General features: G+C 70.3%; 10 protein-coding genes and 1 riboswitch. Of the genes, 7 read left to right on the forward strand and 3 right to left on the reverse strand.

The window, feature by feature from the left end:
• The first annotated feature begins 1 nt into the window (after position 1).
• Positions 2-451: a hypothetical protein gene (locus KZC52_RS12740; RefSeq protein ID WP_247624416.1), complete on the forward strand. Its 450-nt coding sequence runs from the start codon at positions 2-4 to the stop codon at positions 449-451.
• Positions 452-528: 77 nt separating this feature from the next.
• Here KZC52_RS12740 and KZC52_RS12745 read toward each other — a convergent pair whose 3' ends face one another.
• Positions 529-2,490, reverse strand: a complete 1,962-nt coding sequence (locus tag KZC52_RS12745) for an ATP-binding cassette domain-containing protein (protein ID WP_247624417.1) — start codon at positions 2,488-2,490, stop codon at positions 529-531.
• 112 nt (positions 2,491-2,602) lie between these two features.
• Between KZC52_RS12745 and KZC52_RS12750 the strand changes: the two genes are divergently transcribed.
• The 3 genes from KZC52_RS12750 to KZC52_RS12760 all read left to right on the forward strand — a co-directional run bounded on the left by KZC52_RS12750 (position 2,603) and on the right by KZC52_RS12760 (position 7,819).
• Entirely contained in the window at positions 2,603-3,664 is a 1,062-nt protein-coding gene (locus KZC52_RS12750; RefSeq protein ID WP_247624418.1) for an enoyl-CoA hydratase/isomerase family protein, read from the forward strand.
• A 157-nt stretch (positions 3,665-3,821) separates the two neighbouring features.
• Positions 3,822-5,549: an ABC transporter ATP-binding protein gene (locus KZC52_RS12755; RefSeq protein ID WP_247624419.1), complete on the forward strand. Its 1,728-nt coding sequence runs from the start codon at positions 3,822-3,824 to the stop codon at positions 5,547-5,549.
• The gene (locus KZC52_RS12760) at positions 5,546-7,819 is read left to right on the forward strand and encodes an ABC transporter ATP-binding protein (RefSeq protein WP_247624420.1); all 2,274 of its coding nucleotides are present in this window, start codon (positions 5,546-5,548) and stop codon (positions 7,817-7,819) included. The genes KZC52_RS12755 and KZC52_RS12760 overlap by 4 nt, the downstream gene beginning before the upstream one ends.
• A gap of 427 nt (positions 7,820-8,246) precedes the next feature.
• Here the strand turns inward: KZC52_RS12760 and KZC52_RS12765 are convergent, their stop codons facing one another.
• A complete protein-coding gene (locus tag KZC52_RS12765; RefSeq protein ID WP_308194259.1) occupies positions 8,247-9,893 on the reverse strand; it encodes a D-alanyl-D-alanine carboxypeptidase family protein in 1,647 nt (548 codons plus the stop codon).
• 83 nt (positions 9,894-9,976) lie between these two features.
• A riboswitch (TPP riboswitch) is annotated at positions 9,977-10,088 on the forward strand.
• Between KZC52_RS12765 and KZC52_RS12775 the strand changes: the two genes are divergently transcribed.
• From KZC52_RS12775 to KZC52_RS12785, 3 genes are all read left to right on the forward strand, one after another.
• Complete coding sequence (locus tag KZC52_RS12775; protein ID WP_247624421.1) at positions 10,079-10,801, forward strand: ECF transporter S component; 723 nt, start codon at positions 10,079-10,081, stop codon at positions 10,799-10,801. It overlaps the preceding riboswitch by 10 nt.
• Positions 10,801-12,258 (forward strand): ABC transporter ATP-binding protein, encoded by a 1,458-nt coding sequence (locus KZC52_RS12780; RefSeq protein WP_247624422.1) that lies wholly within the window; start codon positions 10,801-10,803, stop codon positions 12,256-12,258. The genes KZC52_RS12775 and KZC52_RS12780 overlap by 1 nt, the downstream gene beginning before the upstream one ends.
• Complete coding sequence (locus KZC52_RS12785) at positions 12,255-13,046, forward strand: energy-coupling factor transporter transmembrane component T family protein (RefSeq protein ID WP_247624423.1); 792 nt, start codon at positions 12,255-12,257, stop codon at positions 13,044-13,046. Before KZC52_RS12780 ends, KZC52_RS12785 begins: the two co-directional genes overlap by 4 nt.
• 6 nt (positions 13,047-13,052) lie before the next feature.
• On the opposite strand, the gene KZC52_RS12790 is transcribed toward KZC52_RS12785, so the two are convergent.
• Complete coding sequence (locus tag KZC52_RS12790; RefSeq protein WP_247624424.1) at positions 13,053-13,778, reverse strand: aminoglycoside 3'-phosphotransferase; 726 nt, start codon at positions 13,776-13,778, stop codon at positions 13,053-13,055.
• Between the last annotated feature and the right edge of the window lie 121 nt (positions 13,779-13,899).

Here is a 13,899-nt window from a genome sequence, read left to right on the forward strand (position 1 = left end):
CATGGTGACGTTGCTGTTGGATCAGACGCAACTCGAGATCGTGCTCTCGCCGCTGGAACGCGCCGCGAGCTTCCACCGCGACAACCTCCGCATCGTGCGCGAGACGATCACCAAGGTGCAGCTCACCGATGACGCCTGGACCTGGCTGCGCGGCGTGCCCAACCCCGGCACCCACATCCCCGGCATCCTCGCCGCCGGTACGTGGAAGGCCGCGGGCAGCACCGACTTCGTGCTCATCCGCAAGCGCCGGCCGAGCGTCGTGATCGACCTCACGGGCGACGAGCAGTACCGCCGTCTCATCCTGACCACCCGGCACGGCCTCGCCCTGACGCAGGCCCTGCGGCTCGAGGTCTCCGAAGAGCCGGCCGACGTCGAGGAGATCGTCTCGACCGGCTCGATCCCCACGACCAAGCAACCCCGGCGCCCGGTGATCCGGCCGCGGCCCGCCTGAGCCGCCGCGCTCGCAGACCACAGCGAAACGCCCTCCGCGACCATCGGGTCGGGAGGGCGTCTCGCTGTGCGGATCGATCAGTCGCGGGGGCGGTACTCGCCGTGCTCGTGGTGCTGGTCGCCGTCGCCGCTCTGGTCGTAGTGGTCGGCGTTGGCGAGCTCGTCGTCGGTCGCCGTGAGCGGGATCTCCGGGATGATCTCGATCACGGTCGTGCGGGGGGCGCCATCGGCGGGAGCGTCGTCGTCGGATGCTTCGTCGTCGGATGCTTCGTCGGTCGGGGTCTCGTCGGTCGCCGTGTCGGCTTCCGCCTGCGTGTCGGCTTCGTGCTCGGAGTGCGCGGCATCGTCCGTCTCGCTGCCCTCCGACTCGGAGGGCGCCTCGCCGAGGGGGTAGTCCTTCGGCTCGTCCTCGAAGTAGGCGCGCGCGGCGTCGGCGAGCATCGAGCTCACCGCGGCCGAGCGCGGGTCGGCGTCCTCGTCGGCGGCCGCCTCGTCGCTGTCGGAGGATCCAACCGACGATGCGTCGGATGCGCCGTCGGTCGGGCCCAGGTCGTCGAACACCTCGACCCCGGCCTCCTCGCCGATCGGAACACCCGCGGCTTCACCGTCGACGGCGTGGGCGGGAGCTTCGGCATTCGGGAACGAGGTGGCCTCCTCCTCGGCGGCGTCGCCGTTTCCGAAGAGGATGTCGTCGAACGAGGGGAGCCCTGCGGCCGACACCGGGCCCGGTGCGACCTGCGCGGCATCCGCATCGGTGGCCGTACCGTCTGCAGGCGTCTCGTCCGCAGGCGTCTCGTCCGCAGGCGTCTCGTCGTCGGATCCAGCGTCGTCGGATGCAGAGGCGCCGTCGACGGAGACGTCGACCGCCCCCTCGGCATCCGCTTCGTCCGCGACGACGTCGCCGTCGTTCACGATCGCGGCTCCTGCTCCGGAGGCGACCACCGCTGCCGCGACGGGACCGCCGGGCACGGCTGCGGCGGCGTCGGCGGCGATCGCGGAGGCGGTCATCGCCGCCGTGTCGTCCGTCGTGACCTGATCCTCGGCGTCGGCCGGAGCGGTCGCGTGCGCGGGCTCCTCGACGGGAGCCGCCGGCGCGGCGGCGGGAGCGACGAGCTGCGTCGCGAGGAGGCCGGCGTGCGGCTCGAGCCGGCCGCCACGAGTGAGCTGGATGAAGACGTCTTCGAGCGTCGGACCGCGCTGCACGAGAGTGGTGAGGGCGATCCCGGCATCCGCGGCGACCGCACCGACCCGGCGCGCGTCGGTGCCGCGCACCGTGAGCCCGGAGCGGAGGATCTCGATGTCGAACCCGGCGGCGGCGAGGGCGGCGGTGAGCGCGGCACGATCGGCCGCGTCGACGATGACGGCACCGGCCGAGGGGTCGGCGAGTTCCTCGATGCCGCTCGCGAGCACGAGCCGGCCCTTCGAGAGCACGAGCACGTTGTCGGCGACCTGCTCGACCTCGCTGAGCACGTGCGACGACACCAGCACGGTGCGCCCCTCGTCGGCGAGACGGCGCATGAGCAGGCGCATCCAGCGGATGCCTTCGGGGTCGAGCCCGTTGGCCGGCTCGTCGAACACGAGAGCCCCGGGGTCGCCGAGCAGAGCGTGCGCGACGCTCAGACGCTGACGCATGCCGAGCGAGAATCCGCCGATGCGGGCGTCGCCCTCGTTCTCGAGCCCCACCAGGGAGAGCACCTCGGCGACGCGACCGAGCGGGATGTCGTTGGCCTTGGCCGCGATCGTGAGCTGGCGGTTCGCGGTGCGGCGCGGACGGTAGACGGTCTCCTCGAGCACCGAACCGATCACCCGCAGCGGCTGGCGGAGCTCGGCGTACGACTGACCGCCGATCGTCGCGGTGCCGGATGTCGGGCGCACCTGGCCCAGCAGCATCCGCAGCGTCGTCGTCTTGCCGGCCCCGTTGGGGCCGAGGAAGGCGGTGACCGCACCCGGCTCGATCCGAGCAGAGAAGTCGGAAACGGCGGTCACCTCATTGAAGCGCTTCGTCACGCCCGTGAATTCGAGAACCTGTCCGTCGGTCATGCGCGACCTCTCCTTGCTTGGTCAATTCCCCCTATCCTGCCGGAAAACCGTCCGGATCGCGTATTTCCTGTGGATTGCGAGCCCTCGCGGCGACCGGGGTAGCCTGGCTCCCGTGACCGAGACCTCTGCCTCCGACCGCGTCCTCGTCCGCACGGAAGGCGCTCTCGGGCGGCTCACGCTGCAGCGTCCCGAGGCGATCAACGCCCTCGACCTGGGCATGGTGCAGGCGCTCACCGCGGCGCTCGACGCCTGGCGCACCGACACCGACGTGCAGATCGTGCTGCTCGACGGTGCGGGCGACCGCGGCTTCTGCGCCGGGGGAGACGTGCGCGCCCTGCACGCGCAGATCGTGTCGGGGCATCCCGAGTCCACCGCCGAGTTCTTCCGCGCGGAGTACGCGCTCAACGCCATGATCGCCGAGTATCCGAAGCCGATCGTCGCCTTCGCCGACGGCATCACGATGGGCGGCGGCATCGGGCTCGCGGGGCACGCGGCGATCCGCATCGTGACCGAGCGCTCGAAGCTCGCGATGCCCGAGACGCGCATCGGCTTCACTCCCGACGTCGGCGGCACCTGGCTGCTGGGCCGTGCGCCGGGTCGCCTCGGCGAGTACCTCGCTCTGACCGGCGGTTCGTTGAACGGGGCGGATGCCATCGCCCTCGGTTTCGCGGACTACTACGTGCCCTCCGCCAATCTCGACGCCCTGCGCGAGGCCCTCGCGTTCCGCGCCGACCCGACCGGGCCGAGCGAGATCGTGCTGCTGTTCGACGAGACGCCGGAGCCCTCGGAGCTGTCGCCGTCGCCGGAGTGGATCGACGAGGCCTTCTCCGCCGACACGGTCGTCGCGATCGTCGAGCGGTTGCAGGCGCAGGGCACGACGGATGCCACGGCCACGGCCGACCTGCTCGAGGGGCTCGCGCCGACGGGGTTGGTCGTGACGCTCGACGCCGTGCGCGAGGCGCGGGCGGCCTCCGGGCTGCGCGAGGCGCTCGAGGGCGAGTACCGGCGGGTGCTGTGGTTCGTGCACGAGCATCCCGATCTCGTCGAGGGCATCCGCGCTCAGCTGGTCGACAAGGACCGCAACCCGAAGTGGCAGCCCGCCTCGCTCGCCGAGCTGGGGACGGATGTCGGGGCGGATGCCCGTGCGTACGTGCCGGAGACGCCGCTGTTCTGAGTGCCAGCCCGGCTGTCGATGGGTTCGCTGTGAGCGAAGGTTCCGAACTCGGCGGTACGAATGTCGGAGCTTCGTGTCACGCTTTGTTGTGGCCGATCCCGGTCGGCACCTTCCCCCACGCCTGAGTCCACAGCTTCATCTCTCAGAAAGTCCGCCTGTGCTGGGTAAAATTCTCGTTCGGTATCTGTCCCGCTACAAGTGGCTGCTCGTCGCCGTCCTGGTCTTCCAGTTCGCGAGCGCGATCGCCACCCTCTATCTCCCGCGTCTCAACGAAGACATCATCAACAGAGGCGTCGCACAGTCCGACACCGCCTACATCTGGCGCACCGGTCTGCTCATGCTGGCGGTCTCGCTCGGTCAGATCATCGCGTCGATCATCGCCACGTACTTCGCCGCCCGCGCGTCGATGGGCGCCGGCCGCGACATCCGCGCCGACGTGTTCAGCAAGGTGAGCGGATTCTCCGAGCGAGAGGTGTCGCAGTTCGGCGCCGGCTCGCTCATCACGCGCAACACCAACGACGTTCAGCAGGTGCAGATGCTGGCGATGATGGGCGCCACCATGCTCGTCACCGCACCGCTGCTGGCGATCGGCGGCATCATCTTCGCGGTGCAGACCAACATCGGGCTGAGCTGGCTCATCGCCGTCTCCGTCCCCCTCCTGCTGATCGTCGCCGGACTCGTCGTCAGCCGCATGGTCCCCCTGTTCCGCAGCTACCAGGGCAAGCTCGACACCGTGAACCGCGTCATGCGCGAGCAGCTCACGGGCGTGCGCGTCGTGCGCGCGTTCGTGCGCGAGCGCATCGAGGAGGAGCGCTTCCGCGGCGCGAACACCGACATCATGGTCGTCGGGCGCAAGGTGGGTTCGCTGTTCGTGCTGCTGTTCCCGCTCTTCATGCTCATCCTCAACGTCACGGTCGTCGCGGTCGTCTGGTTCGGTGGCGTCGAGGTCAACAGCGGCACGGTGCAGGTCGGCACGATCTTCGCCTTCATGCAGTACATCGGACAGATCATGGGCGGCGTCATCATGGCCAGCTTCATGGCGATCATGATCCCGCGCGCCGCGGTCTCGGCCGAGCGCATCGGCGAGGTGCTCGACACGACGTCGAGCATGGAGCGTCCGGCGAACGGCGTCACCTCGTTCCCGACTCCGGGTTCCGTGGCGTTCGACGACGTCGAGTTCACCTACCCCGGAGCCGACGCCCCCGTGCTCTCCGGCATCAGCTTCGCCGCCGAGCCCGGTGAGACCGTCGCGATCGTCGGATCGACCGGTGCCGGCAAGACCACGCTGGTCTCGCTGATCCCGCGCCTCTTCGACGTCTCGGGCGGAGCCGTCTTCGTCGGAGGCGCCGACGTCCGCACCGCCGATGTCGAATCGCTCTGGGCGACGATCGGACTCGTTCCCCAGCGCCCGTTCCTCTTCACCGGCACGGTCGCGTCGAACCTTCGCTACGGCCGTGAGGACGCCACCGACGACGAGCTCTGGCACGCGCTCGAGATCGCGCAGGGCCGTGATTTCGTCGAGGAGATGCCGCAGGGGCTCGAGTCGCGGATCACCCAGGGCGGAACCAACGTCTCGGGCGGTCAGCGCCAGCGCCTGGCGATCGCCCGCGCGATCGTGCGTCAGCCGCAGATCCTCGTCTTCGACGATTCGTTCTCGGCGCTCGACCTCACCACCGACGCCCGTCTGCGACAGGCGCTGTGGAGGGAGCTGCCCCACGTGACCAAGGTCGTCGTCGCGCAGCGCGTCTCGTCGATCACCGATGCCGACCGCATCGTCGTGCTCGAGGGCGGGACCATGGTCGGCGTCGGAACCCACGAAGAACTCCTCGAGACGAGCACGACGTACCGAGAGATCGTCGAGTCGCAGCTGGGGGTGGACGCATGAGCGAGCAGAACTCCTCACGTACCCGTCGCGGTCGCGGAGCCAAGAGTGCGACCGCGGGCACCGCGGCCGTCGTCGAGCCCGAACTGACCGACGAGGAGAAGTACGAGGCCGAGCTGGCCGAGAAGGCGCGTCAGGACGGCGGTGGCTGGGACAGCGTCGCGCCCGGCAAGGCCGACAACTTCGGCAAGAGCTTCAGCCGCATGATCGGCCTGCTCAAGCCCTCGGCGGTCTGGTTCGTGATCGTGTCGATCCTCGGCGCCATCGGCGTCGTGCTCACGGTGGCGGCTCCGAAGGTGCTCGGCGAGGCGACCAACCTCATCTACAAGGGCTTCATCTCGGTGCAGCTCGGGCAGGCGAACGGCGACTTCCCCGGATTCCCCGCGGGTACCTCGCAGGACGACGTCGTCGACGCGTTGCGGCAGGGCGGCCAGACCGACTTCGCCAACCAGGTCGCCGCGCTCGGTGACTTCCAGGTGGGTGACGGCGTCGACTTCGACGCGCTCCGGTGGGTCATCGCCGCCGTCCTCGCGATCTACGTGGTCGCGGCCTTCCTGAGCTGGATCCAGGGCTACGTCATCAACGTCATCATGGTGCGCACCATGTGGCGTCTGCGCGAATCGGTCGAGGCGAAGATCAACCGACTGCCGCTGTCGTACTTCGACAAGGTGCAGCGCGGTGACCTGATCTCCCGCGTCACCAATGACATCGACAACATCACGCAGACCATGCAGCAGTCGCTGTCGGGCGCGATCACCGCGGTGCTCACGGTCGTGGGCGTGCTCGTGCTCATGTTCTCGATCTCCTGGCAGCTGGCGCTCGTCGCGCTGGTGGCGCTTCCGCTCATGGGAGTGATCTTCGGCGTCATCGGTCCGCGTTCGCAGAAGGCCTTCGGCACGCAGTGGCGCAAGGTCGGACGGCTGAACGCCCGCGTCGAGGAGGCCTTCTCGGGCCACGCGCTGGTCAAGGTCTTCGGCCGCGAGCAGGACGCCCTCGACAAGTTCAAGGACGAGAACGAGGAGCTCTTCCAGGCCGCGTTCAAGGCGCAGTTCCTGTCGGGCATCATCATGCCGGCGATGACCTTCGTCGGCAGCCTCACCTACGTGGGCATAGCGGTGCTCGGCGGCCTCATGGTCGCGAACGGCCAGCTGCGTCTCGGCGACGTGCAGGCGTTCATCCAGTACTCGCAGCAGTTCACGCAGCCGCTGTCGGAGCTGGGCGGAATGGCGGCGGTCGTGCAATCGGGAACCGCCTCGGCCGAGCGCGTGTTCGAGCTGCTCGACACCGAGGAGCAGGAGGCCGACGACGTCGACGCTCCCGCGCTCGACGAGGGCAAGGGCGTCGTCGAGTTCGAGAACGTCGCGTTCTCGTACACGCCCGAGCGTCCGCTCATCACGGATCTCTCCTTCCGGGTCGAACCGGGGCAGACGGTGGCGATCGTCGGACCGACCGGCGCGGGCAAGACCACGCTCGTCAACCTGATCATGCGGTTCTACGAGCTGAACGGCGGGCGCATCCTGCTCGACGGTCAGGACATCTCGGAGGTCACGCGCGACGAGCTGCGTTCCCGCACCGGCATGGTGCTGCAGGACCCGTGGCTGTTCGCGGGCAGCATCCGCGAGAACATCCGATACGGGCGTTCCACCGCGACCGATGACGAGGTGCTCGAGGCCGCGAAGGCGACGTACGTCGATCGCTTCGTGCACGCGTTGCCCGAGGGGTACGACACCGTGCTCGACGAGGACGCGTCGAACGTCTCGGCGGGTGAGCGGCAGCTCATCACGATCGCTCGGGCGTTCGTCGCCCAGCCGTCGATCCTGATCCTCGATGAGGCCACGTCGGCGGTCGATACCCGCACCGAGCTGCTCCTGCAGAACGCGATGGCGGCGCTCCGCGAGGGACGCACGTCGTTCGTGATCGCTCACCGCCTGTCGACGATCCGCGATGCCGACCTCATCCTCGTGATGGAGCACGGCGACATCGTTGAGAAGGGCACGCACGACGAACTCATCGCCGCGCAGGGCGCCTACTGGCGCCTGTACCAGTCGCAGTTCGAGCAGGCGGCGACCGACATCGACGCCGAGGAGGCACTCACCGGCTCGACGCCGACCGTCATCACGGGCGACGCCGACGACGTGGATGCCGCCGAGGCCGCAGCAGCGAATGCCGTCACCGGCGCATCGGTCGGAGCCCAGCAGCCCGCCGCCGAAGCTGCCGCGGCGCAGGCCGTGATCGAGCACCCGTCTCCCGAGGGGGACACCCGCCACGGCTGACCCGTCGCGCTGACCCGCCGCAGTACCCGGGCTCACGCCCACCCGAAGCGCCCCGCTCCGCATCCGCGGGCCGGGGCGCTTCGCGCGGCGCCGTCGTCCCGAGAACCCGCCGCCGCGGCATCCGTCCGATCCCGCTCATCTGCACGGAGCGCGCACGTCTGCACGGCGATCCCGGGGGTCTCGCCGTGCGGACGTGATCCGTCCGTGCAGGCGTGATGGCGCGGCACCACGTGCAGGGAGAAAAGACATCTACAGGGAGGTTCGGCGGGATTCTCCCTGCACGTGTCGTTCTTCCCTGCGGACGAGCGGGCGGCAGAGGGCGACAGCCGCTCGTGGGTAGTCCCGAACCCGAGGGGTCACAATACGCCTCACGGGCGGGCACGATCACGGCGTGTTGTGACCCCTCACGGAGTCGGGAGACCCGGCTCTACTCCGAGTCGAGGCCGAACAGGTTCATCGGATGGGTGAGGCGCCACCAGATGCTGGGGCCCTCGACGTCGTCGTCGAGCACGAGTTCCGTCGTGGTCGCGTCGATCGGGCCGGCCGTGCTCAGCGAGCCCACGGCGTCACCGTCCTCCCGCGCATCCCCGAGCGAGAAGCTCGTCGAGGTCGTCGCCGCGGCACCGTTCCAGAGCAGCACGTCGGCGTCGGCATCCGTCACGATGTCGACCTCCGCGCCCCACTCGGTGCGCACCTGACCGACGACCGTGCCGGCTGGAACGGCGGGTTCCTGGGCGAGGAGCGCCGCTTCGACCTCGGCGAACAGCGAGCGCGTGGCCGCGAGCCGCTGGGCATCGTCGTCCTGATTCAGCACCGCCGCGTAGAGCTGCACGGTGCTGTCGCCCACGGTCACGTTCTTCGCCGTGAGCAGGTTCCACCCGACCAGCGTGCCGGTCTTGATGCCGACGACACCGGGGTCGGCCAGCATGCCGTTCGTGTTGGTCACGAGGCCCGCACCGGGCAGCTCGACGGCCGGGGTGCCGACGATCTCCGCGAACACCGGGTTCTTCATCGCGAGCTCGCCCAGGCGCACCAGGGCGTCGGGTGTCGCGACGTTGCCGATGTCGAAGCCCGACGGTGTGACGACCGTGATGTCGCTGAGGCCGCGCTCGCTCAGCCAGATCTCCGCGGCGGCCGCGAACTCGCTGTTCGATCCCCAGATCTCCCGCGCGAGGCGGTCGATGTAGTTGTTCGCCGACCCGAGCAGCGTGCCCTGCAGCATCTGGTACTCGGTGAGCACTCCGCCGACCGGCACATCGAGCGACGACTGATCCGACATCCGATACGACCAGTACGACTGGCTGTCGGCACGGGTGAACGAGAACTCGGGGCCCTGCTCGCCGAGGGCCAGAGGCATCCGGTCGAGCACCATGAGCGAACTGACCACCTTGGTGATGCTCGCGATGCTCGCCGGATCCACCGAGGATGCCGTCGAGCCGATGCCGCCCACGCCGACGGCTGCACTGCCGACGCCGGGCCACGCCACGGCGGCCGGGGGAGCGGCGACGGTGGTGAACTCGACAGAATGAACGGTCGGGGCGACCTCGTGCAGCGGCCAGAGGATGGTCGTGCCGGCGTATGCGCCGACGAGACCGAGAACCATGCCGATCGGCACGAGCACGCGGGCGCTCGCGATCGCCGGGCGCAGTCGGGCGCCGCGCATGATCGCGACGGCGGGATCCTCGACGTACGGCTCGTCGTAGGTGCGCGCCGCGGAACCTGCGGCGACGGCGGCGGTGTCGATCCAGGTCAGGGCCGTGGCCGGGCGCTTCTCATCTGCCCATGCGGCCTCGGGGGTCTCGCTCTCGCTCGCCTCCGGAGTATCGGATGCCTCGACGCCGGATGCCTCGACGCCGGATGCCTCGACGCCGGCAGTCTCGGCGCCGGCAGCCTCGACATCAGCACCTTCGGGACCAGCCTCCTCGACGCCGGCAGCCTTCGCCTCGTCCGGATCCGCCACGGCGGGCACGGATGCCGTCGCAGGCGGCTCGAGTTCGCCCGGGGCGTCGGTCGCAGCCGCGCCGGAATCGGGCACGGCGGCGGTGGCGGCGTCGGTGGGATGAGCGGCGGTCACTCGATTACGGTACCCAATCCCCGGGCTGATCTGCGGCGATGCGTCACGGGCGGGCGCGGGTGTCGGCGCGCGGGTATGCTGGTCAGCACAACCACGGGAGTCCGGCGAGCCGGGCTGAGAGGGAGCGAATCGCGCTTCGACCGTCGAACCTGATCTGGGTCATGCCAGCGCAGGGAGGAGTTCAGATGAGTACGTCCACGCCCGAATCCGCCGCGAAGAACACCGGCGAAACGGCACCCAACCCGGCATCCGCATCCAACCCGGCATCCGGATCCAACCCGGCATCCGCCGCGAACCCGGCATCCGCGAAGAGCGCACCCGCCACGATCTGGCGTTGGCGCGTCGTCGACATCGTGGTCGCCAGCGTGCTCGGCGTCGCCGCCGGGCTGATCTTCCTCGCGTGGAACGTCGGCTACCTCGGCCCGAAGGCGCTCCTCGAGCCGCTGCTCCCGGGCCTGCAGGGGCTGCTCGACGGACCGTGGCTGTTCGCCGGTGTGCTCGGCGGCCTCATCATCCGCAAGGCGGGCGCCGCGATCTACGTCGAGTTGCTCGCCGCGGTCGTGTCGGCCCTGATCGGCAACCAGTGGGGCGGGTTCCTGACGCTCGAGGCCGGTCTCGTGCAGGGCCTGGGAGCCGAACTGATCTTCCTGCTGTTCTTCTACCGTCGCTGGTCGCTGCCGGTCGCGATCCTCGCCGGAGCGGGGGCGGCCCTCGCCGGCGGCATCAACAACCTCATCCTCTGGTACGCGGGGTCGGGCACCGAGTTCACGGTGATCTATCTGATCAGCACGGTCGTGTCGGGCGCGGTGATCGCCGGGGCCCTGTCGTGGGTGCTGGCGCGCGGCATCGCGGCCACGGGAGCGCTCGATCGCTTCGGCTCGGGCCGTGAGGCGCGCGTCCGCGTCTGATGACGATCGATCAGGCCGGCCCCGCGACGGTCGAGGCGACCGCGTGGGGCTGGCGTCATGCCAGCCGTCTGGCCTGGGCGCTGCAGGACGTCTCGTTCCGGATCGAACCGGGGGAGCGCGTGCTGGTGCTCGGCGCGTCCGGTGCCGGCAAGTCGACGCTGCTGCAGGGACTCGCCGGGGTGCTCGGCGGCGACGAGGAGGGCGAAGCCCAGGGCTCGCTCCTCGTCGACGGCATCCCCGCAGCGTCCACGCGCGGGCGCACGGGGCTCGTGCTCCAGGATCCCGACTCGCAGGTGATCCTCGCCCGGGTCGGTGACGACGTCGCCTTCGGGTGCGAGAACCTCGGCATCCCGCGCGCCGAGATCTGGCCGCGCGTGACGCAGGCGCTCGACGCGGTCGGCCTCGATGTGCCGCTCGATCGACCGACCAAGGCGCTGTCGGGCGGGCAGAAGCAGCGGCTCGCGCTCGCCGGCATCCTCGCGATGCGGCCGGGGCTCGTGCTGCTCGACGAGCCGACGGCCAACCTCGATCCCGAGGGCGTGGTCGAGGTGCGCGACGCGGTCGAGCGGATGCTGCAGGCGCACCCCGCGACCCTGATCGTCGTCGAGCACCGCCTCGATGTATGGCTGCCGCTGATCACGCGGGTGATCGTGGTCGGGCAGGGCGGGGTCGTGGCCGACGGACCGCCCGCGCACGTGCTCGGCGTCGAGGGCGCCCGGCTCGCGGCCGACGGGGTGTGGGTGCCGGGGTTCGCTCCGGATGCTCCGCCCGCTCCGCTGTCGGCGTCCGGCGAGGTGCTGATCTCGGCCCGCGATCTCGCCGTCGCCCGCGTGAAGGGGAAGCCCGTGGCGAGCGGCATCGACCTCGACGTGCGGGCAGGACAGGCGCTCGCGATCACCGGGCCGAACGGTGCCGGCAAGTCGACCCTCGGGCTCACGCTCGCGGGACTCCTGCCACCCGCGGGCGGTGCGGTCGCGGCATCCGCGGCCCTGGCCGCCGGCATCGGATCGACGCCGATCGACTGGGCCTCGCGCGATCTGCTCACCCGTATCGGGATGGTCTTCCAGGAGCCCGAGCATCAGTTGCTGGCGAAGACCGTGCAGGAGGAGCTCGCGGTCGGCCCGCGCGCTCTCGGCATGCCCGAAGACGAGATCGCCGCACGTAGCGAGGAGCTGCTGCACCGGCTGCGCCTCGACCGGCTCGCGCGCGCCAACCCCTACACGCTGTCGGGCGGCGAGAAGCGTCGGCTGACGGTCGCCGCCGCCCTCGCGACCCGGCCCCGGGTGCTCGTGCTCGACGAGCCGACCTTCGGACAGGACGCCCGTACCTGGGCCGAACTCGTCGCGATGCTCGCCGCCCTGCGCGACGAGGGCACCGCGATCGTGACGATCACGCACGACCTCGACGTCGCCCGCGCGCTCCACGCCGAACGCTACGAGCTGGGCGGCATCCGATGACCGTGCTCGACACCACCGCCCGCACCGGACGCATCGCCGGTATCAACCCCGTCGCCAAGCTCGGGGTGAGCGCGCTGATCGCGATCCCGCTGATCCTCACGCTCGATCCGGTGTCGGCTTCCGTCGCCCTCGTGCTCGAGTGCGTGCTGTTCTTCTTCGCCGGCATCGGCTGGCGCGAGTTCTGGCTGCGCACCTGGCCGGTCTGGCTCGCGGCGCCCCTCACCGCCGTCACGATCGCTCTCTACGGCGAGACGAGCGGCACGATCTACGTCGAGTGGTTCGTGCTGCGCATCAGCGACGGGTCGCTCGCGCTCGCTCTCCCGACCTTCCTGCGCGTGCTCGCGATCGCGCTGCCGTCGGTGGTGCTGTTCATCACGGTCGACCCCACCGACCTCGCCGACGGACTCGCTCAGGTGCTGAAGCTCCCCGCCCGGTTCGTGCTGGGCGCGCTCGCCGGGTTGCGCATGATCGGGCTGTTCCTCGATGACTGGCGGGCGCTCGAACTCGCGCGCCGGGCACGTGGAGTCGCCGATCGCGGACGCATCCGCCGGTTCTTCGGTATGGCGTTCGCCCTGCTCGTACTCTCGATCCGCAGGGGCGCGAAGCTCGCCACCGCCATGGAGGCCCGCGGCTTCGGAGCCCCCGGTCGGCGCACGTGGGCGCGCGAGTCGCGGTTCGGGGCGGCCGAATGGATGCTGCTCGCGATCGGGCTCGCGATCTCCGGGGTGGCCGTGGCCGCCGCGATCGCGACCGGCGCGTGGAACTTCATCCTCGGGCCGAGCTCCTAGCGCCGCTCAGGTCTCGTTCCAGAGCCGCATGTAGAACTCGAGTCGCTCGTCGTCGCGTTCGACGCCGTACGCCTCGAGCAGCGGGTCCTCCCAGCCGGGGCCGAAGTTCCACCCGGTGCTCATGGCCGCGGCGGCGAGGTCGGCCCACCGGTCGGCGAGACCGAGGGCGGCGAGATCGACGTGGGCGGCGGGCTCACCCGCGGCGTCGAGGAGCGTGTTGGGCATGCAGGCGTCGCCGTGGCACACGACCAGGCGGTCGATCGGCGGGGCCTCGTGCAGCTCGGGCGGCACGACGACCCCGCGCTCGGCGGCGTTCGAGACGCGCCAGTGCACGCTCCACTCCCACGGGCAGTCGGCGACGGGGAGGGTGTCGTGCAGCATCCGCAGGGCGCGACCGACGGCGGGTACTGCGATCTCAGCCTTGCCATCCCAGCGCGGATCGACGGCGCTGAACGCGTCGATCGCGCGGGTGACGAGCCACTCGTGCGCGTCGTCCTCGCCCTGGGCGAGCACCTCGGGCACCGTGATCCAGCGGCGGGCCCAGCGCATCCGCTCGGCCTCGTCGTGCATGTTCGCCTCGTCGTCGAGCGGACCCCACTTTATGTAACGCCCGTCGTCGGTGCGGAACGTGAGGCCCCCGATGCCGTTGCGCCACACCGGGGTCACGGCGGCGCGGCCGGCGAGGTCGCGCACGCGCGCGGGGATCTCGATGTGGGCGTCGGGGATGCTCATCCCTCCAGTCTGCCGTGCCGACCCCGTAGGCTCGCTGACACAGCCTTCCCCGGGGATCGTGGTGACACCAAGAACCACGTAGGCTGAAACTCAGTCGCACGACGACGTTCGAAGGAGAACA

Origin of the sequence: Microbacterium galbinum, assembly GCF_023091225.1 — a bacterium.
Taxonomy (GTDB): Bacteria; Actinomycetota; Actinomycetes; order Actinomycetales; family Microbacteriaceae; genus Microbacterium; species Microbacterium galbinum.

Bases quoted from the DNA above. Each gene is read 5' to 3' on its own strand.
- KZC52_RS12775 (WP_247624421.1), top strand. From the start codon at position 10,079: ATGAGTACGTCCACGCCCGAATCCGCCGCGAAGAACACCGGCGAAACG.
- KZC52_RS12785 (WP_247624423.1), top strand. From the start codon at position 12,255: ATGACCGTGCTCGACACCACCGCCCGCACCGGACGCATCGCCGGTATC.
- KZC52_RS12740 (WP_247624416.1), top strand. From the start codon at position 2: ATGGTGACGTTGCTGTTGGATCAGACGCAACTCGAGATCGTGCTCTCG.
- KZC52_RS12780 (WP_247624422.1), top strand. From the start codon at position 10,801: ATGACGATCGATCAGGCCGGCCCCGCGACGGTCGAGGCGACCGCGTGG.
- KZC52_RS12745 (WP_247624417.1), bottom strand. From the start codon at position 2,490: ATGACCGACGGACAGGTTCTCGAATTCACGGGCGTGACGAAGCGCTTC.
- KZC52_RS12760 (WP_247624420.1), top strand. From the start codon at position 5,546: ATGAGCGAGCAGAACTCCTCACGTACCCGTCGCGGTCGCGGAGCCAAG.
- KZC52_RS12790 (WP_247624424.1), bottom strand. From the start codon at position 13,778: ATGAGCATCCCCGACGCCCACATCGAGATCCCCGCGCGCGTGCGCGAC.